The sequence below is a fragment of the Pseudomonas sp. KSR10 genome, from assembly GCF_022355455.1.
Classification (GTDB): domain Bacteria; phylum Pseudomonadota; class Gammaproteobacteria; order Pseudomonadales; family Pseudomonadaceae; genus Stutzerimonas; species Stutzerimonas stutzeri_E.
This window is the reverse complement of the sequence record NZ_JAKOEN010000019.1, coordinates 392,648-411,221: the sequence shown is the minus strand read 5'-3', so window position 1 is coordinate 411,221 and position 18,574 is coordinate 392,648. Positions and strand designations below refer to the sequence as shown.

Sequence of the window (18,574 nt, the reverse complement as noted above, 5' to 3'; positions counted from 1 at the left end):
AACTGTGCATCGGGTAGGAGAGTCAGGTGATGGGCCGGGTACAAGCCAAATCACAGCCTCGTACCCGGACGTTGCTGGTCGTCGATGATCGCGAGGCGAATCTGGTTGCGATGGAGGCCTTGCTGGGCGACGGCGACTGGCAGGTGCACACGGTCAATTCCGGCGAAGCCGCGCTGCAGGCGCTGCTCGATCTGGATGTGGAGCTGGTACTGCTGGACGTGCAAATGCCAGGTATGGACGGCTTCGAAGTCGCTCGCCTGATGCGTGGCAGCCCGCACACGCGCTACACCCCGATCATTTTCGTCTCGGCCATCGCGCATACTCGTGAGTCGGTATTGCGGGGATATGCGACGGGGGCGGTTGATTTCATCCTGAAACCCTTCGATCCACAGGTGCTCAAGCACAAGATCAACACGCTGCTCAGCCACGAGCACAACCGGCGCGATCTGCAATTGCTGACCCAGCAGCTCGACAGCGCGCGGGCATTCAACGCCTCGGTGCTGAACAACGCCGCCGAAGGCATTCTGGTGGTGGGCGAGGATGGCTACATCAACTTCGCCAACCCGGCGATCGCACAGATGCTGCACACCAGCGTCGACGATCTACAGGGCACGGCATTGGTCGATCATCTCGCCGCGCCGCAAATGCCCGAAGCCTGGCGCGACACCGAGTTCTACAAGCAATGGCGTAGCGGCAATACCTTCCGTCTGCACGAGGCACAGCTGTATACCGCCAACGGCGGCACGCTGCCGGTGGCTTTGTCTGCGTCACCACTGCCTCGTCAACAGCGATCAATGGTGGTGATCGCCCTGGACATGTCGGTGGTGCGCAATCTGCACGTGCAGCTGGAAACCCAGGCGGTGACCGACTCGCTGACCGGCTTGCTGAATCGGCGGGGCTTCCACCAGGCGCTGGATTCGGCCTTGGCGAGGGTTGACCGGAACGGCAAGCGCATGGCCATCCTCTACATCGACCTGGACGGCTTCAAGCGTATCAACGATTCGCTGGGGCACGATGCGGGCGACGAGATTCTCTGCCGCGTGGCGCGGGTGCTGGAAACCTGCATGCGGCCCTACGACATTATTGCCCGCATGGGCGGCGACGAGTTCACCGCATTGCTGGATTCGCTCGATCATCCGGAAGACGCTGCCAAGGTGGCGGAAAAACTCATCGAGCTGATTTCGGTCCGGCATACCATCGGCGGTACCGACGTGACGCTCGGCGCCAGTATCGGTATCGCGCATTTTCCGGATTGCGGCCAGAGCGTCGAGGAGTTGCTGCGTTCAGCGGACATGGCCATGTATGAAGCCAAACGCAACGGACGGCAGCAGTATCGGTTTTTCTCCAACGAAATGAACGGCCGCGCCCATGCGCGCCTGATGATGGAGGAGAATCTGCGCAGCACCATCGACCGCAATGGCTTCGGCTTGGTCTACCAGCCCCAGATCGTGCTCGAAACAGGCGAGCTACGCGGCTTCGAGGCTCTGCTGCGCTGGGATTACAGCGGTCGCGGTGAAGTCGAACCCAACGTGTTCATTCCCTTGCTGGAAGAAACGCGGCTGATCGACCGGGTCGGTAAATGGGCTCTGCGCGAGGGCCTGGCTCAATGTCGTGACTGGCGTGAGCGATTCGGTGAAAAAATGATCCTGAGCTTCAATGTCAGCCCGGTTCAGTTCGGCCGGGTCGGCTTGATCGATGAATTGCGTCGCCTGCTCGACGAGTCCCAGCTTGATCCTCGCCAGCTGGAACTGGAGGTCACCGAAGGTGCGCTGATGCAGGATCTGGAGCAGAGCTGCGACAAGCTCCGGCAACTGCGGGAGCTGGGCGTAAGGGTGGCGGTGGATGACTTCGGCACGGGCTATTCGTCACTGGCCTACCTGCGGCACTTCGATCTGGATACGCTGAAGATCGACCGCCTGTTCATCGCCAATATGCTCGATTCGCCCCGCGATGCCGCGGTGGTCAGCACCATCATCGACCTGGGGCGCAACCTGGGGCTGGAAGTCATCGCCGAAGGCGTCGAAACAGCGGCTCAACGCGATTGGCTGATTGCCAATGGTTGCCAAGTGATGCAGGGCTTTCTGGTAGCGCCGGGATTGGCCGTCGAGGATGCATTGGCGTTTCCGCGGACGGTCGACTGGGCGAAGCTCGATCACCAGGTGCGCGATTAGGCCGTCAGCGACTCGGCGGGTATTGCCGATGTAGCGTTTCGAGCAGGGCGTCCTTGTCGCTCCAAAGCTCGTTGACCCATTCCTGGAAGTTCAGTCGATAGCGCTCGTCCTGATCGTAGCTGCGATGCAGGAACTCGGCCGGAATGGCCCGTGAGTCGATGCGCATCACTACCCGTCCGATGCGGCCGCAGAGCAGGTCCCAAAAGCTGGGATTGCCGTCCGGGTAGTGGATGGTGATGTTGATCAGTGCGGTCAGCTGCTCGCCCATGGCGTCGATCACGAAGGCGACGCCGCCGGCTCTGGGTTTGAGCAGATGGCGGTAGGGTGAAGCCTGCTCGTCATGCTTGTCCTGGGTAAAGCGTGTGCCTTCGAGAAAGTTGAATACCGACACCGGATTGGTCCGGTAGCGCTCGCAAGCCTTGCGGGTCGTGGCCAGATCCTGGCCACGTTTTTCCGGATACTTGGTCAGATACTCCTTGGTGAAGCGCTTCATGAAGGGGAACTCTAGCGCCCACCAGCACAGACCAATGACGGGTACCCATATCAGCTCCTGCTTGAGAAAAAACTTCAGAATCGGCATGCGTCGATTCAACTGGTATTGGAGCATCAGGATATCGGCCCAGCTTTGGTGGTTACTGGTGACGAGATAGGAGTGTTGCATGTCGACCTTTTCCAATCCTTGCACATCCCATTGCGTGCGCCGCACCTGATCCATCCAGAAGCCGTTGACCGCCATCCAGGACTCGGCGATCCAATGCATGCCGAAGCGCAGCGCACGCTGGACGCGAGGGATCGGCAGTGCCAGTTTCAGCAACGAAAGCGCGAAAAGGGGCCAGCACCAGAACAGCGTATTCAGCGCCAGCGTCAGGCCGGCAAGGACGCCGCGGAAGGGAGCAGGGAGGACATTCAGCATCGATTGGCTCGTATACCCGTCAATTAAGGCGGCAAGAGTACCGATTGCGCGCTGGACTGCAAGACGAATACGCCCAGCGAAAGGTGTTGCGACCTACCCAGCCGCGATGGGCCGGGCAGGTCGGATCAGCGGATCAGGCTTTCTGGCTGTCGGCCTGCAAGGCGGTGAGGGCGATGGTGAATACGATGTCATCCACCAATGCGCCGCGGGACAGGTCGTTAACCGGCTTGCGCAGGCCTTGCAGCATGGGCCCGACGCTGATCACGTTGGCGCTGCGCTGGACCGCCTTGTAGGTGGTATTGCCGGTGTTCAGATCGGGGAAGATGAATACCGTCGCCTGGCCCGCAACCAGACTGTTCGGCGCTTTCTGCTTGCCGACGCTGGCAACCGAAGCGGCGTCGTACTGCAGTGGACCGTCGATCGGCAGGTTGGGTGCACGCTCCTGGGCGATGCGCGTGGCTTCGGCAACTTTCTCCACCTCGGCGCCGCTGCCGGAGGTGCCGGTGGAATAACTGATCATCGCCACGCGTGGATTGACGCCCAGGGCGACGGCGGATTCGGCGCTTTGTAGCGCGATCTCCGCCAGTTCGGCAGCGCTCGGGTTGGGATTCACCGCGCAGTCGCCATAGACCAGCACCTGGTCCGGCAGCAGCATGAAGAATACCGACGACACCAGGCTGTAGCCCGGTGCGGTCTTGATCAACTGCAGCGCCGGGCGGATGGTGTTGGCCGTGGTATGCACGGCGCCTGAAACCAGGCCGTCCACTTCATCGAGCGCCAGCATCATGGTGCCCAGCACCACGGTGTCCTGAAGCTGTCCACGTGCGTCCTCGGCGGTCAGCCCCTTGGCCTTGCGCATCTCGCACATGGGCTCGACGTACCGGTTGATGATCAGCTCCGGATCGAGGATTTCCAGGCCGGACGGCAGCGTGATGCCTTGTTCGCGGGCGACCGCCTGGACTTCATCCGGCTTGGCCAGGAGCACGCAACGGGCGATTCCGCGCTCCTGACAGATCGCCGCAGCACGGATGGTGCGCGGCTCGTTACCTTCCGGCAGCACGATGCGCTTGTTCGCCTGTTGGGCGCGCTTGACCAACTGATAGCGGAACGCCGGAGGCGACAGTCGCAACTCGCTACGCGGTACGCTGAGGCGTGTATGCAGCAGTTCGGGCTGCAGGTGCTGGGAGATGAAATCGGTCACCTGGCTGGCGCGTTCGATATCGTCCGCCGGCGTTTCCTTGTTCAGCGCGAACAGGTTGGTGGCCGTGTCGTAGGAGCCAGTCTGCACGGTCATGACGGGCAGGCCGCCGTCGAGCGCAGCCTTGCACAGGTCGAGGATGCGCGGATCCGGGGCGAAGTCGCTGCACAGCAAGAGGCCCGCCAGTTCGACGCCATTGAGCGATGCCAGGCTCGCGGCCAAGATGATGTCGTCGCGATCGCCGGGGGTAACCACCAGCACACCCGGCTGGAGCAACTGCACGGTGTTGGGGACAGCACGGGCGCAGAGGACGATCTTGCTGATGCGACGCCGTTCGGCTTCGCCGGCATGGAGCACTTTGGCATCCAGCAGCTGGGCGATGTCCCGGGTACGCAGGGCGTTCAGTTGTTCGGCGTAGGGAACGGCGCCGAGCAACTGGAAGTCCGCGGTGCCGAGCAGTGGTAGCTGTTCCTTCAGGCGATCGATGAACGCAGGCACACCGTCGTCGCACTTGATCTTGTTGAGCACCAAGCCGAGCACCTTCGGATCCTTGGCACCACCAAACAGCTGCGCCTGGATCTCGATGCGCTCGGCCATGCGTTTGAGCGTGTCGCTACCTTGCGCAGCGATCAGAATGACTTCCGCGTCCAGGCTTTTGGCCAGATGGGTGTTGATCCGCGAGGTGTGGTTGAACTCCCGCGTCGGCACCATGCCCTCAACGATCACCACATCCTTGCCGGCGGCTACTTCCTGATAACGGCTGACCACGTCTTCGAGCAGGAGATCGAGCTCGCCATCGGCCAGTTGACGCTCCACCTGTTCCAGCGGCAGTGGCTCCGGTGAAGCGATATTCAGGGTGTTTTCCACCAGCACACAGGAACGTTCGCGGCCTTGGTCGAGCGGAAAGGGCTGGGCGATGGGCTTGAAGAAGCCGACCGTCAACCCGGCACGTTCGAGTGCCCGGATCAGACCGAGGCTGACGGAATTGAGGCCGCCACCAAAACCACAGGGGGCGAGGAAGAGCGTATGCATGGTGATCTCCTGTCGAGCGAAGGGCGATGGCGCTGTCGAATCGACTAAACCCGACGCCCCTTACGGTCGCCGGATTTTGCAATGCAATCCGTGTCGGCGCGTTGTCAGGCGTCAAGCAGAGCTAGGGTGTCCAGCGCGATCTGACGTTCCTCGTTGGTGGGCACCACCAGAACCCGCGGGCTGCCCACTGCCTGGATTTCGCCACCGACGCCGCGGGTGCAGCGTGCGTTAGCCGCTTCGTCCAGCTTGAAGTTGAACAGCTTGAGATGCTCGAGGGTACGGCTGCGCGCGGCTGCCGAGTTCTCGCCGATACCGCCGGTGAAGATCAGGCCGTCGAGCTTCGGCAAGGCGCAGGCCATGCTCGCCAGCGATTTGGCCAGGCGATAGCAGAACACCTCGAAGGCCAGCGTGGCGCCCGGATGGCCGGCAACGCGGGCTTCGTAGAGCGTGCGCATGTCGTTGGACAGGCCTGACAGGCCCTTGAGGCCGCTGTCATGGTTGAGTACGCGATCGATCTGCTCGAGGCTCCAGCCAAGGGTCCGGTTCAGGTAACTGTGCAGATTGGGGTCGACGTCGCCACTACGCGTGCCCATCACCAACCCTTCCAGCGGGGTCAGTCCCATGCTGGTGTCGCGGCTTTCGCCATTGACGATGGCGCAGGTCGAGCAGCCGTTACCCAGGTGTGCGGTCAGCCAGCAGCTGTCATCGACCGGCAGCCCGGTCATCTCGGCGGCGCGCTTGCTGACATAGTTGTGGCTGGTGCCATGGAAGCCGTAGCGGCGTACACCGTGCTCCTTGTAGAGAAATTCTGGCACGGCGTAGCGGAAGGCGTGCTCGGGCATGCTCTGGTGGAAGGCCGTGTCGAATACGCTTACCTGTGGCAGACCTGGGAAGAGCGCAATGGCCGCGTCGATGCCGACCAGGTTGGCCGGATTGTGCAGCGGGGCCAGCTGAGCGCTGTCGCGGATCGCCTGGAGCACGTCCTCGTCGATCAGGCTGGAGCCGGTGAAGTGCTCGCCGCCATGAACCACCCGATGGCCGATGCCGTCGAGCTTGCCGCCTGCAGCGTCCTGTGCCAGTGGCAGCAGCTGCTCCAACGCAGCACGATGGTCGGCTCCCGGGATATCTCGGCTCTGCTTGGCGTCTCCCAGCTGCCAATGAAGCACCGCTTCCGGACTGCCGAGGCGTTCGGCCAGGCCTTGCAAAGGGAAGGTCGCTTGCGTTTCGTTGACCAGTGCGAACTTGATCGACGAACTGCCGCAGTTAATCACCAGGATGTTTCGAGCCGACATCGGTGTTCCTCTGATGCGTATTAATTGTTGAAATACATCACTTAGCTTGCGGCGCGGATTCTGGCATAGGCCATGACGAACCGATGTTCTCCAAAGGTTGTATGCGACACCGCCAGAGGCAGGGGCTACGGATGTTCGTCAAGTCTGCTGCTGGTCCCGTTTATCCGGGCTCGGTTCGCAATCGACGCTGCTCGCGGTTAAACTTTGGTATCACATTCCCCAGCAAAGGTTTCACCTCATGCAGATTGCCGCTAAGAAGGCTGTGTCAATCGACTACACACTCACCAACGACGCCGGTGAGGTGATCGACAGCTCTGCCGGCGGCGCGCCGCTGGTTTACCTGCATGGCGCAGGCAACATCATCTCCGGTCTGGAAAAGGCGCTGGAAGGTAAGCAGGGCGGCGACGAGGTAAAGGTCGCCATCGAGCCGCAGGATGCTTACGGCGAGTACAGCCCGGAGCTGGTCGCCACGCTCAACCGCGCTATGTTCGAAGGTGTCGACGAACTGGAAGTCGGTATGCAATTTCATGCATCCGGCCCGGACGGCGGCATGCAGATCGTCACTATCCGTGATGTCGAAGGTGACGACGTGATCGTCGACGGTAACCACCCGCTGGCCGGGCAGCGTCTGAATTTTGAAGTCAAGATCGTCGATGTGCGTGACGCCACCGAAGAAGAAATTGCCCATGGTCACGTCCATGGCGAAGGTGGTCACCAGCACTGACGGCTCGCCGCCAGGCGAGTGAGTGGCGGCAAGGTTCGATCCAGATGATCGACCTATGGAAGCGCTTCGGTATGCCGAAGCGCTTTTTTACCCTCTGGAGAAGAGAGAATGAGCGCGTTCCACCAGTTGGTCCTACCCGGTATCGCTGGGCAGGAGTTGCCCCTAGCGCCGCTGAAAAATCAGGTGACGCTGGTGGTCAATGTGGCATCCGAGTGCGGGTTGACCCCGCAGTACGCTGGCCTGCAGGCGCTGCATGAGCGTTATCTGGATCGTGGTTTCGGCGTACTGGGTATTCCCTGCAATCAGTTCGCCGCTCAGGAGCCGGGCAGCGATGCGCAGATCCTGCAGTTCTGCAGCGGAACCTACGGCATCAGCTTTCCGTTGAGCAGCAAACTCGAGGTCAACGGGCCACAGCGGCATCCGCTGTACCGGATCCTGGCCGGCGAGGGTGCTGACTTCCCAGGAGACATCAGTTGGAACTTCGAGAAGTTCCTCGTCGATAAGGACGGTCGCGTGCTAGCGCGTTTTTCGCCCCGTACCGCCCCAGACGATCCTGCCTTGATTCAGGCGATCGAAAGCGCGCTCGCCTGACCGGATGCATCTTCTGCGCAGCGGCATCATCGCTGCGCTTATTCAGTTCATTTCCGTCACTCCATCGCTGCGATCATGGCGGCGCAATAAGCGCCATGGATGATGCTGTTTTCGCGAGACGACCGGTCATATGCTCAGGCCATGAGCAACCAAGCCCGAATCGACAAGCGTGAACTGATCCTTGCCAAGGGTGCCCAGGTGATGACCTTGCGTGGCTATCACGGCACCGGTGTCCTGGAAATCGTCCAGGCAGCCGGCATTCCCAAAGGCTCCTTCTATCACTACTTCGCCAGCAAGGAAGATTTTGCCCTGCAGGCGCTGGAGCACCTCTACCAGCCGCGCCTGGAGCGCTATCAGGTCGCGCTCGCCAATTCCGCGCTGAGTCCGCGTGAGCGAATCCTTGGCTACTACGCCGAACTGGTCGCTCATTTCGCCCGCCAGGAACGCCCGCAGTATCACTGCTTCATTGGCAGCCTGAGTTTCGAGATGGCCGAACTTTCCCAGCCCATAGGGCAAAAGGTCGAAGCGGTTCTGTCGCGTTCGGCCGCAATCCTAGCGAACTGCCTCGAGCAGGCTCGACAGGTCGGTGAAATCGATGCGCATACCGATTGCCAAGCATTGGCCGAGTTCGTCGGCAATGCGTGGGAGGGTGCGCTGCTACGCATGAAAGTAGGCGCGCGCGCCGCGCCGCTGGAGAATTTTCTGACGCAACTGGAACGTCTGCTGACGTTCCGCTGATTTTTGTAGCGAGCGGCAAGACGACCGGTCGCTTTATTGCTTCTGCGATGAATTAACGAGGAGATAACAATGACTGCTGCCTTGAATGCCCTGTTTCAGCCGTTCCAGCTCGGCGATCTGCAATTGCCGACTCGCGTGGTGATGGCGCCGATGACCCGGTCCTTCTCGCCGAACGGCGTGCCGACCGCCGATGTCGTCGAGTACTACCGCCGCCGTGCCGCATCGGGCGTTGGGTTGATCATCACCGAGGGCACCACGGTCGGGCACAAGGCCGCCAATGGTTATCCGCATGTGCCGCGCTTCTATGGCGAGGACGCCCTGGAAGGCTGGAAGACGGTGGTTGAGGCCGTACACGCGGTCGGTGGCAAGATCGTTCCGCAGCTCTGGCATGTTGGCAACGTCCGCCGCAAAGGCACCGAACCGGAGGCGGAAGTGCCGGGCTACGGGCCGATGGAGAAGCTCAAGGATGGCCAGGTCGTCGTGCATGGTATGAGCAAGCAGGACATTCAGGAGGTGATCGCGGCGTTCGCTCAGGCTGCTGCAGATGCCAAGGCGATCGGCATGGATGGGGTCGAGATTCACGGTGCGCATGGCTACCTGATCGACCAGTTTTTCTGGGAAGGCAGCAATCAGCGCACCGACGAATACGGCGGCAGTCTGGCTAATCGCTCACGCTTCGCCGTCGAGCTGATCGAAGCCGTTCGGGCCGCAGTGGGTGAGGGTTTCCCGATCATCTTCCGCTTCTCGCAGTGGAAACAGCAGGACTACACCGCACGTCTGGTGACCACGTCAGAGGCGCTCGGCGAGTTCCTGGCGCCGTTGTCGGCCGCCGGCGTGGACATTTTCCATTGTTCGACACGGCGCTTTTGGGAGCCTGAATTCGAAGGCTCCGACCTCAACCTGGCGGGCTGGACTCGTCAACTGACCGGCAAGCCGACCATCACGGTAGGCAGCGTGGGACTTGACGGTGAATTCCTGCAATTCATGGTCAAGACCGACAAGGTGGCGCAGCCGGCGAATATCGAAGGCTTGCTGGAGCGTCTGAACAAGCAGGAATTCGATCTGGTAGCGGTGGGACGTGCGTTGATCTGCGATCCGGACTGGGCACTGAAAGTCCGGGAAGGTCGCATGCAGGACATTTTGCCGTTCAGCCGTGAGGCGCTGAAGACCCTGGCCTGACCCCTGCGATCATTGAAGCGGTGATCGAGCCGCTTCGCAGGATCGCGTTGCACCGGCCCCAAGGATGGCACCGGTGCAATCGTGCTAGCCCGACGCGCCTGGATAGTCCGCTTGCTTGAGCAGCTTGGCCAGATGAACAGCGTTGCGTGCAAGCATCGCGTTGGTCTTGGTGATCTTCTCACCGGGATGATCGAGGTCCTTGTAGTCAATTGAATCCATCGCCTGCCCGACCCAGTAGGTACAGCCATTGGCGGGAATGCTGAAGCCCACATCGTTCAGGCCTTGAAACAACTCGGCCACCACGTGGTGGGCGCCGTCCTCATTGCCCACCACGGCTACGCAGGCGACTCGACCGTAAGACACCATGCGCTGCTGCTCATCCACTTCGCCGAGAAAGGCATCGAGCCGCTCGAGTACTCGTTGGCATACGCTGGAAGGATGACCCAGCCAGATCGGTGTACCCAGCAGAAGGATATCGGCGGCAAGAATCTTTTCGCGGATCGCCGGCCAGGCGTCGTTCGGACCTTCGTCGGAGGTCACGCCCGGTTCGATGTTGAAATCCACCGCGCGTATCTGCTCACAGGCCACACCGAACTTTTCCAGTTCGCGCTCGGTCTGGCTTAGCAGCAGGCCGCAAGACGAGTCGTTGGGGGATCGCTTGAGCGTGCAATTTATCGCCAATGCGCGAAGTGCCATTTGCGAGTCTCCTGAATCCGAGGATGTCCGGATCTAGACAGCCCAGCGATTCGCAGTTCACTCCGGTGTAGCAGGCACCACATGCTTCTTTCCGCCCTCGCGCACCCAGAACAGCGTCGCACCGGCCACCGCCGCCGGCATGATCAGCAGGTTAAGCACAGGTACGAGCAACGCAGCATAGGTCACCGCGCCGAAGCTCAGGCTCTTCCAGCGCCGCTGACGCAGCCACGCCATCATCTCGATCCAGCTCATCTTGTTGTTGTCTGCCGGATAGTCGATGTACTGCACCGCCATCATCCAGACGCCGAACAGCAGCCACAGTGGGGCGGCAAAGAGATTGACCACAGGGATGAACGAAAGGATCAGCAGCGCAATCGCGCGAGGTGCGAAATAGGCCAGTTTGCGTGCTTCGCGACCGATGGTGCGCGGCAGCATCGCCAGCAGCTCGGCCCAGCTGAACGGCGGGGAGCTGTCCTCGCCGCGCGCGACCGTTTCGACTTTTTCGGCAAGAAACCCGTTGAATGGAGCGGCGATGATGTTGGCGAGCAGGGTGAAGGTAAAGAACACCATCAGCAGCACCAGCACCACGAACAGGGGCCAGAGGATGTATTCCAGAAACATCAGCCACTCCGGCAGACTCGGCATGAAGGCATCGACCCAGCCGCTGAACTGGCGTAGAGCGAGATAGATGAGCCCACAGAACAGCAGCAGGTTGACCGTCAGTGGCAGGATGACGAACAGCCGTAGCCCCGGGCTCAAAATCAGTTTCAGACCTTCGCGCAGGTACTGCGGGCCGGAAAGGGCGGCGATGGGCATAGGGAACACTCCGGATGGGACGGTCCGGACCTTACCGGCTTTATCCGGGCGGGAAAAGCCCGGCGGCGGCTTGGGCTGTCCAATAGCGGTTGCTTATGCTGGCAATGGAGATTGAACAATGGCCGGCGTTGCGCCTGGCGATCAGACTTGGCCTCGAAAACGCTTCGTTGTTTCAGGGCCGTCCGCTATCAAGCCTTCCCCCGAGTGCCTGGCCGGCCCTTTTTTATTGCCTTATTTCTCGTCGAAGTGAATCGGTTTACGCCTCAGCGGCTGCTGATCGAAGCGCACCCCCGGGAGCCCGGTATCCATCAGAGCCCGGATATTGCGATGGTCAGTCCCGCTGGGGTTTTCCAGCACCGCTTGATAATGCTCACCGAACGCCAGCAGCGCCTCTTCGGTGGTGAAGCCTTCCAGTACGGCCAATCCAAGCGTCTTGCACGAGCCTTCGTTTTCTCCGGCGGCGTTTTCCACGTCGCCGTTGAAGAAGCGGCTTGGCTGGTAATCATAGGCATTGGCGATGAAGGCCAGCGTCTCGCTGAAGGGGTGGTTGCGATTGCGCAGGCTGGCGCGGAAGTCTCTGAGACTGGTCATGACTTCTGGCTCTTGTCGAAGGCGGCCTGCTGCTCGGGCGTCGCGTCCTTCTGGTAGCGCTTCTTCCATTCGGCGTAGGGCATGCCGTAGACCTCCTCGCGTGCTTCGTCGATGCTGACTTCGATGTCCAGGTCATCGGCGGCGGCCTTGTACCACTTCGACAGACAGTTGCGACAGAAACCGGCCAGGTTCATCAGGTCGATGTTCTGGGCATCCGGGCGGCTGCGTAGATGCTGGACCAGGCGGCGGAAGGCGGCGGCTTCGAGTTCGGTGCGTTCTTGATCGTTCATGTTCATGGGTCTCGGCATTGCAGACGTGTCTGGATCATAACCTCCCACGGAGGCCCTGAGCCAGATGCCGGCAGGGAACTTTAGCGTGCAGATCCGCCTCCGCTGAACAGGTTGGCCAGCCAACGATTCAGCAGAGGAGATCGGACGTGATCGGAAAAAGACATTGGGTAATTGCCGAGGGCTACTTGCCAGCGTTGGGACCGAAGCCCGACGAGCCGGCGCTGCGCAGTCATGAGACGGCCTGCATTCTCAATGCGGGTCCGCTGGAGGCGATGATCGAGTTGACGCTCTACTTCGCCGATCGCGAACCGGCCGGCCCATACCAGATAAGGGTGCCCGGGCGGCGCACGCTGCATCTTCGTTTCGATGATCTGCAGGTCCCGGAGAGGGTGCCCCGCGAGACCGATTACGCCAGCGTGTTTGTTTCGAGTGTGCCGGTGGTCGTCCAGCACACCCGGCTGGATGCCCGCAGCGGCGACCGTGCGCTGATGACCACCATCGCCTACGGCAGCGACTGATGCGGCGGTTCAGTCGCGATGGGAGGCCAGGGTGATCGATACCGATTCGGCGAAGCGCAATGCGTGTGGCTTGTCGACTTCGACCTCGGCGTAACGCACTTGTGGATGCGCCATCACCAGATCGAGGATCTCCTGGGTGAGCCGTTCGAGGAGGGCGAAGCGGTTGTCCTCGACGTGCTGGATGATGGCCTTGGTAATGGTGCGGTAGTTCAACGCGTGCTCGATGTCGTTGTCGCGTACGGCGTCGGCCGCCGGATAAAGCATCGTCAGGTTGATCAGAATGTCCTGCTTGTTGAGGATTTCCTCTTCCTTGATACCGATGAAGGTGCGTAGTCGCAGGTCTTTGACGCGGATGCGCGCCATGGCGGGTTCCAGTCTAGGCATGGGATTCCTTGGCAATCAGATCAGATGACGGCCACCGTTGACGGTCAGCATGGTGCCGGTGACATAGGGATTATCCAGCAGATAGCGCAGGCTCTGGTAGATCACTTCGGCGCCGGGTTCGATACCTAGCGCGGATTTGGCCAGCGCCTTGCGCCGATACGCCTCGTCGTCGCCCTCGTTGAACTGTATCAGGGCCGGCGCGATGCCGTTGACCTTGATGGTTGGCGCCAGGCTGGCCGCAAACGAAAGGGTGAGGTTGTCCAGTCCGGCTTTGCTGGCCGCGTAGGCGATGTGCTTCTTACTGCCTGCGCGGGTGACGTCGTCGCCAATGTGGATGATGTCCGCCGCGCCGCCGTGTCGCAGCAGCTCGGCGCAATGGAGGTTGATCAAGTAGGGCGCGAGCATGTGCACTTCGAACATGCGCTGGAATACCTCGGCTTCCTCTCCCGGTGTCTCGGGATGCCAGTCCGAGGCGTTGTGAACGATCGCGCGCAAGGCGCGGGTTTGCTGTTTCAGCGCCGCCACGAAGGCATGGATGCCTGCCGCGCCGGAAAAATCCGCCTGCAGCGTCACTGCGCCGCGATCGCGTAATCGTTCGAGGCTGGGACGGGGGGTGCGGTAGGTGACGATCACCGGCTGGCCATCATCAAGCAGTCGCTCTGCGCAATGCAGACCGATGCGCTGGCTGGCGCCGGTAATCAGGATCGGGGCCGTTGGTTGGGGCATGCTTTTCACTGAGGTTCGGCTGTCGAGGGGGTACGCATGGCCGTCAGCTTACCTTAGGGCGCGCTACCGTACCTTAGCCGACGTACTCGCAAACGGCACGCTGCGATGCCGCTAGGAGGGTTCGGGCGCGTCGGCGAGCGTTTCCGTCGGGAGTTCCGGCTGCAGCTCCGGATGCAGGCGCTGGTGCTGTTCGTAGAGATACGAGCGAATGCGCTCGGCGTCCCTGTCCCGTGGGTATTCGACTTCGTAGGCGGTCATGCCGCCCTCGGCTTCGCGAATCCGGTGTGCGTCGATCTCGAGCGAGCCCTCACCCGGAAGCGCCAGGTGCAGGTGAAGATGCTTGGGCGCCTTCCGTTTTGGTCCCGCGTCCACCAGCAGGCCATTAGGGGACAGTTCATGAACGCTCAGCGCGGTTTCGTTACCGTCGTTGGAAAGCAGCGGCAGGGGCTCATCCAGGTGCAAGCGCCAGGCGCGAAGCACCGGCCCGCGTTCGTAAATGGTCGGCGGTGCAAGCTGCAGCTGGATCGCCTGAAATTCGTCCTGGTTCAGTTGCAGGGGAAACGACATGCAATAGTCTTCGAGCTCGGCTTCAAGCGTCAGATTGGCTTTTGCTGCAAGCTGCAACAGTAGTCCGTTGGCCTTCTCGCCACCGTCCACGCGAAAGCCGGGCCGTGCTTCACCCGGCTCGACTGGCGAGCCGCTCACGAGTTCGTTGATGTACGCCAGCTCGGCGCTGGTGAGAACGGTTTTCTTTGCCATCCCGATTTCCCCCTCAAGGGCAGCAGGACAGGCCTACCCATGCCTTGAACGCTCCGGTGCCTCGGCGCCGCGAGATCCTCTACCAGGACGGCCTTGCGACAATGTTTTCGTCAATCAGTTCCTTGCAGCACGCCTTGATGGCGAGTGTAGATCGCGCGGTCGGGTACAGAGGCCGAATACGGCATAATGCTTCGCTTCAATTCGCAACGGAGCCCACCATGAAAGTCGCCATCCTCTCCGGTACGGTCTACGGCACCGCCGAAGACGTCGCTCGCCATGCCGCATCATTTCTGAAAGCGGCGGGTTTCGACACCTGGCACGACCCGCGTGCGCAACTGGCGCAGATCGTCGACTTCGCGCCGCAAGCGCTGCTGGTGGTGACGGCCACCACTGGGATGGGTGAATTGCCCGACAACTTTGTCCCGTTGTATTCGGCCATTCGCGATCAGTTCCCGGCGTGGCAGGGCTTGCCGGGCGGCGTCATCGCGCTGGGCGACGCCAGTTATGGCGATACCTTCTGCGGCGCCGGTGAGCTAGTCCGAGAACTGTATGCCGAGTTGGGCGTGCGCGAGGTGCAGGACATGCTGCGTCTCGATGCCAGCGAAACGGTAACACCTGAAAACGATGCGGAGCCTTGGCTGGAACGCTTCGCTGCAGCTCTACGGGGCTGAGTGCATTTCGCGGCGAGCGCCGATTATTTCAGCTGATCTACCGCGCTCCGGCTGGTGCCTTTGAGCCGCGCAAAATCCTGCAACTGCGGATAGAACTCGCGGAAATCCTGCTGGAGCGGCAGGTATAGCCGTTCCAGCTCGGCGACCCCGCCCGCCAACCCTTCCGGGCGCGACAGTCGTCGACTCATTCCGGCCACCACCTGCTCCATTACGGCGAAGTCCCGGTAACTGCCGAGCCAGTCCTGAGCCGCCATGCGGGGCGCGATAAATGCGAGCTTGCCGGGGAGCTCGGCCTCGTCATGTAGCACCTGATAGACCCGCGCGGTGAATCGCTGCAGGGGTTCTTCGGCATAGTCATGCCAGTGCGCGGCCAGACAGTGGTCAAAAAACAGGTCGATCAATATCCCCGCATAACGCCGCCGCTCACTGGGAAAGCGCTGCTTGGCTTGCAGCACCAAGGGATGGCTGTCCGTATAGACGTCGATCTGCCGGTGCAGGCGTATTCCAGCTTCGATGTCGGCAGGCCAGCGGCCTTGCAAGGGGCCTTTGACGAAGTCGCCGTAGAGACTGCCGAGCATCTCGCCGGGCTGCGAGCCGCCGAGATGCAGATGTGCGAGATAGTTCATGCGGCGAGTCTAGCAGCGCTTCCTTGCGCTCGGCTTACATCAGGCCGCCACGGATGCTGGCGTGGCTGCGTCGTACAGCGCGTCGGAGATGGCCGTGTGGCAGGTGCGTGCCAGCCGGTTGCGCTCCATGCCGCAGCTGTCGATGGGTTGCAGCAGCTGTATTTCCACGACTGCAACCTCGACCGCCAGCAGCCGGAACAGGTGCGAAAGCAGATCGTCTTCACCGATGAACGGCGTGATGAGATCGGCCTCGCCACCGCGCAAATAGCGGATTGCCACGGGTTGGATCGGTGTGCCGGTTTCGATCGCGCACGCCAGCAATCGTGAATGAAAGGTGCGCAGAATCGTGCCGTCCGTGGTTGTGCCTTCGGGAAAAATCAGCAGATTGCGACCCTGCTCTAGCTCGGCGCTCAACAACTGATTCAGCGTGCTGCTGTCGCCGCTTCCACGCCGAATGAACTGCGTGCCCGCCTCGGCAGCGAGCCAGCCGAGCAATGGCCATTGACGTACTTCGGATTTGGCCAGAAAAGTCATCGGCTGCAGCATCCCAAGCAGCGGAATGTCCGTCCAGGACAGGTGATTGGAGAGCCATAGCATTGGCTGAGCGGGGCGCTTGCCGGTCAGCCGAACCTCGTACGGCAGCGCTGCGGCCAGCCGTGCGAGAAACCAGCGGCACAGCCGATGGCGCATCCCTTGGGATGGCCTGAGTCGGAGCAAGGACAGCAACTTCAATCCGCTCGCCAGCGAGAGCCCGACTGCAATCACTCCACACAGCCGGGTCAGTCGCAGATACAAGCGCAGCCTGCCCATTCAGACGGCCGCCTTGAAGTGGCGTGCGTAGCGCGGGCACAGCTCGTCGCGTTTGAGCAGGATGAAAACGTCGGCGACCTGGAAGTCCGGGTCCCAGCACGGCTCGCCGCAGATTTTCGCCCCGAGTCGCAGATAGGCCTTGAGCAGCGGCGGGGTTTCTGCGATCACATTGTCCGGCAGCTCCAGCGTGGGCAATGGGTTCTTCGGGTTGGCGTGCAGCAGCTCGGTGCACAGATACCGCTCGCGCAGGCGCTGCATGATCGCTTGAGCCTGGACGCCGCCGTCGCGCATCGGAATGCTCGCGCAGCCCATCAGGTAGCGATAGCCGCCCTGGTTCAGCGCATCGGCCAGCGCGCTCCAGAGCACGGCGATGGTCGCCCCGTTGCGGTAGGCCGGATGCACGCAGGTACGACCGATCTCGAGTATCGGTGCGTCCAACTCCGCGAGACCCTGCAGGCTGAATTCCTCTTCGCTGTAGAAGCGCCCGAGTCCGCGTGCCGTCAGGTTATCGAGCAGGCGTGTGGTAGCGACCAGTTCGCCACTATCGAGATCGCGCACGCCGATGTGGCTGCAGTGCGCGTCGAAGTCGTCGCAGTCCAATCCAGCTTCGGCGCCTTGCAGCTGCGCGCCGAACTCGCTGCTAAACACCCGGTAGCGCAAGGCTTGGGCTTCGAGCAGCGCGGCCTGGCCGTGCAGCCGCTCTGCTTGCAGGCGTCGCGTGGTGCGAGGAAAAGCGATGGTGGTCATACCCTGTCTCCTGGTCAGCCTTGGCGTGGCAATGCATTCGGAGCGCTTGGTTGTTATGGTTGGCGTTCCGTCAATCAGTGATGCCGACTCAGGCTAGGCAGAGGCAGTGTCATGACTGTTACGGATCGATGATGCTTGGATGACGGTGATTGCCATTGGCTATCCCTTCGCTGAACCCATGGAGTGAGATTCGATGTCTTGGCATGAGCTGCTCGTCCCGCTGCAACGCCTGCCGCCGCCTGCTGCGCTGGAGGATTGGTTCGCCGATCTGCGGTCGCGAAGCGCGGAGGATCCTTTCGCGCTGGCAGTGCTGGGTGGCCGACTGGCGGCCACGCCGGGCCTGGCCTTTCTGGCGGGCTATCAGGCGGCGTTGCGGCGACTTTGGCCGGCCGCGCCAGAGGGGCTCGGTGCGTTGTGCGCCACCGAGAACCGTTTATTGCGTCCGGCCGACATGCTGACTCGTCTGGACGGGCTGCTGCTGACGGGTTGCAAGGATTTCGTCACAGCCGGCTCTGCGGCGACCTGGCTATTGGTGCCTGCGCGCGATGAGGAGCCCGGCGAGCGTCCGCGGCTGAGCCTGTGCGTCGTCGGTTCCGGTGAGCACGGTGTGATCGTCGAGTCGAGGCCGCCGTTACCCTTGCTGGTCGATATTCCGCATGGTCGCTTGCGGCTGGAAGGTGCGGCATGCCACCGGTTGTCCGGTGATGGCTGGGACGACTACGTCAAACCGTTCCGCACGCTGGAAGATCTGCATGTACTGGCGGCTCTGGTCAGTTGGCTTTACGGCGTCAGCTTGGAATGTGGCTGGCCGCAACGGTTGCAATTGCAGCTCTTGGGGCTGTTGGCCGGCGCGGCTGAGGTTGCGCGACTTTCGCCTGCAGCATCCGCAACACACCTGTTGCTGGCTTCTCTGAATCTGCAGTTCGCGGTGCTTGCCGATGAGGTGGACGTCGCGCTGGCGCTAGGCCCGCAGCAGTGGTTGGATCTTTGGCGGCGCGACCGCGGCGTGCTGCAACTGGCGCGTGGTGCGCAGGCCAAGCGGCTCGCACAGGCTGCGGAGGTGTTTGGGCTGACACCCGAAGGTGACCAGGCGTAGAGCAGG

At 61.7% G+C, this 18,574-nt stretch carries 21 protein-coding genes; 8 read left to right on the top strand and 13 right to left on the bottom strand.

What is annotated here, in order from left to right:
• Positions 1-29 precede the first annotated feature (29 nt).
• The gene (locus tag MCB86_RS10870) at positions 30-2,171 is read left to right on the top strand and encodes an EAL domain-containing protein (protein ID WP_045160904.1); all 2,142 of its coding nucleotides are present in this window, start codon (positions 30-32) and stop codon (positions 2,169-2,171) included.
• A gap of 4 nt (positions 2,172-2,175) precedes the next feature.
• Here the strand turns inward: MCB86_RS10870 and MCB86_RS10865 are convergent, their stop codons facing one another.
• The 3 genes from MCB86_RS10865 to MCB86_RS10855 all read right to left on the bottom strand — a co-directional run bounded on the left by MCB86_RS10865 (position 2,176) and on the right by MCB86_RS10855 (position 6,606).
• A complete protein-coding gene (locus MCB86_RS10865; protein WP_239610867.1) occupies positions 2,176-3,084 on the bottom strand; it encodes an acyltransferase in 909 nt (302 codons plus the stop codon).
• Positions 3,085-3,217: 133 nt separating this feature from the next.
• Entirely contained in the window at positions 3,218-5,314 is a 2,097-nt protein-coding gene (pta, locus tag MCB86_RS10860; protein WP_045160906.1) for a phosphate acetyltransferase, read from the bottom strand.
• 104 nt (positions 5,315-5,418) lie between these two features.
• Positions 5,419-6,606 carry an acetate kinase gene (locus MCB86_RS10855; RefSeq protein WP_239610866.1) on the bottom strand — a complete coding sequence of 396 codons (1,188 nt, stop codon included), beginning with the start codon at positions 6,604-6,606 and terminating at the stop codon, positions 5,419-5,421.
• A 238-nt stretch (positions 6,607-6,844) separates the two neighbouring features.
• On the opposite strand from MCB86_RS10855, the gene MCB86_RS10850 reads away from it, so the two are divergent.
• The 4 genes from MCB86_RS10850 to MCB86_RS10835 all read left to right on the top strand — a co-directional run bounded on the left by MCB86_RS10850 (position 6,845) and on the right by MCB86_RS10835 (position 9,838).
• Positions 6,845-7,330, top strand: coding sequence for a peptidylprolyl isomerase (locus tag MCB86_RS10850; protein WP_045160908.1), 486 nt, complete (start codon positions 6,845-6,847; stop codon positions 7,328-7,330).
• 108 nt (positions 7,331-7,438) lie between these two features.
• Positions 7,439-7,921 (top strand): glutathione peroxidase, encoded by a 483-nt coding sequence (locus MCB86_RS10845; protein WP_239610863.1) that lies wholly within the window; start codon positions 7,439-7,441, stop codon positions 7,919-7,921.
• A gap of 141 nt (positions 7,922-8,062) precedes the next feature.
• Entirely contained in the window at positions 8,063-8,659 is a 597-nt protein-coding gene (locus MCB86_RS10840) for a TetR/AcrR family transcriptional regulator (RefSeq protein WP_045161100.1), read from the top strand.
• A 69-nt stretch (positions 8,660-8,728) separates the two neighbouring features.
• Positions 8,729-9,838: an NADH:flavin oxidoreductase gene (locus MCB86_RS10835; protein ID WP_239610862.1), complete on the top strand. Its 1,110-nt coding sequence runs from the start codon at positions 8,729-8,731 to the stop codon at positions 9,836-9,838.
• A gap of 84 nt (positions 9,839-9,922) precedes the next feature.
• Here MCB86_RS10835 and MCB86_RS10830 read toward each other — a convergent pair whose 3' ends face one another.
• From MCB86_RS10830 to MCB86_RS10815, 4 genes are all read right to left on the bottom strand, one after another.
• Entirely contained in the window at positions 9,923-10,534 is a 612-nt protein-coding gene (locus MCB86_RS10830) for an NAD(P)H-dependent oxidoreductase (protein WP_239610860.1), read from the bottom strand.
• A 57-nt stretch (positions 10,535-10,591) separates the two neighbouring features.
• Positions 10,592-11,350, bottom strand: a complete 759-nt coding sequence (gene cysZ, locus MCB86_RS10825) for a sulfate transporter CysZ (protein WP_239610858.1) — start codon at positions 11,348-11,350, stop codon at positions 10,592-10,594.
• Positions 11,351-11,581: 231 nt separating this feature from the next.
• On the bottom strand, positions 11,582-11,941 hold the full coding sequence (locus MCB86_RS10820) for a HopJ type III effector protein (protein ID WP_045160913.1): 360 nt from the start codon (positions 11,939-11,941) through the stop codon (positions 11,582-11,584).
• Positions 11,938-12,237 (bottom strand): DUF1244 domain-containing protein, encoded by a 300-nt coding sequence (locus tag MCB86_RS10815; protein WP_196298637.1) that lies wholly within the window; start codon positions 12,235-12,237, stop codon positions 11,938-11,940. Before MCB86_RS10815 ends, MCB86_RS10820 begins: the two co-directional genes overlap by 4 nt.
• Before the next feature lie 140 nt (positions 12,238-12,377).
• On the opposite strand from MCB86_RS10815, the gene MCB86_RS10810 reads away from it, so the two are divergent.
• Positions 12,378-12,749: a sensory rhodopsin transducer gene (locus MCB86_RS10810; protein WP_045160914.1), complete on the top strand. Its 372-nt coding sequence runs from the start codon at positions 12,378-12,380 to the stop codon at positions 12,747-12,749.
• A gap of 9 nt (positions 12,750-12,758) precedes the next feature.
• On the opposite strand, the gene folX is transcribed toward MCB86_RS10810, so the two are convergent.
• The 3 genes from folX to MCB86_RS10795 all read right to left on the bottom strand — a co-directional run bounded on the left by folX (position 12,759) and on the right by MCB86_RS10795 (position 14,618).
• The gene (folX, locus tag MCB86_RS10805) at positions 12,759-13,133 is read right to left on the bottom strand and encodes a dihydroneopterin triphosphate 2'-epimerase (protein WP_239610857.1); all 375 of its coding nucleotides are present in this window, start codon (positions 13,131-13,133) and stop codon (positions 12,759-12,761) included.
• 15 nt (positions 13,134-13,148) lie between these two features.
• Positions 13,149-13,859 (bottom strand): dihydromonapterin reductase, encoded by a 711-nt coding sequence (gene folM / locus MCB86_RS10800; RefSeq protein ID WP_239610855.1) that lies wholly within the window; start codon positions 13,857-13,859, stop codon positions 13,149-13,151.
• Positions 13,860-13,970: 111 nt separating this feature from the next.
• Positions 13,971-14,618: a PilZ domain-containing protein gene (locus tag MCB86_RS10795; protein WP_045160917.1), complete on the bottom strand. Its 648-nt coding sequence runs from the start codon at positions 14,616-14,618 to the stop codon at positions 13,971-13,973.
• 218 nt (positions 14,619-14,836) lie between these two features.
• Here MCB86_RS10795 and MCB86_RS10790 point away from each other — a divergent pair, with 218 nt between their 5' ends.
• Positions 14,837-15,289, top strand: a complete 453-nt coding sequence (locus tag MCB86_RS10790) for a flavodoxin (RefSeq protein ID WP_045160918.1) — start codon at positions 14,837-14,839, stop codon at positions 15,287-15,289.
• Positions 15,290-15,312: 23 nt separating this feature from the next.
• On the opposite strand, the gene MCB86_RS10785 is transcribed toward MCB86_RS10790, so the two are convergent.
• Genes MCB86_RS10785 through olsB form a run of 3 tightly spaced genes read right to left on the bottom strand, consistent with a single transcriptional unit; the run spans position 15,313 to position 17,472 of the window.
• Positions 15,313-15,915, bottom strand: a complete 603-nt coding sequence (locus MCB86_RS10785) for an ACP phosphodiesterase (protein WP_239610853.1) — start codon at positions 15,913-15,915, stop codon at positions 15,313-15,315.
• Positions 15,916-15,954: 39 nt separating this feature from the next.
• Positions 15,955-16,725: a lysophospholipid acyltransferase family protein gene (locus MCB86_RS10780; protein ID WP_239610851.1), complete on the bottom strand. Its 771-nt coding sequence runs from the start codon at positions 16,723-16,725 to the stop codon at positions 15,955-15,957.
• The gene (gene olsB, locus MCB86_RS10775; protein ID WP_045160921.1) at positions 16,726-17,472 is read right to left on the bottom strand and encodes an L-ornithine N(alpha)-acyltransferase; all 747 of its coding nucleotides are present in this window, start codon (positions 17,470-17,472) and stop codon (positions 16,726-16,728) included. It lies immediately after the preceding gene.
• Positions 17,473-17,665: 193 nt separating this feature from the next.
• On the opposite strand from olsB, the gene MCB86_RS10770 reads away from it, so the two are divergent.
• Positions 17,666-18,568 carry an acyl-CoA dehydrogenase gene (locus MCB86_RS10770; RefSeq protein ID WP_239610849.1) on the top strand — a complete coding sequence of 301 codons (903 nt, stop codon included), beginning with the start codon at positions 17,666-17,668 and terminating at the stop codon, positions 18,566-18,568.
• Positions 18,569-18,574 lie beyond the last annotated feature (6 nt).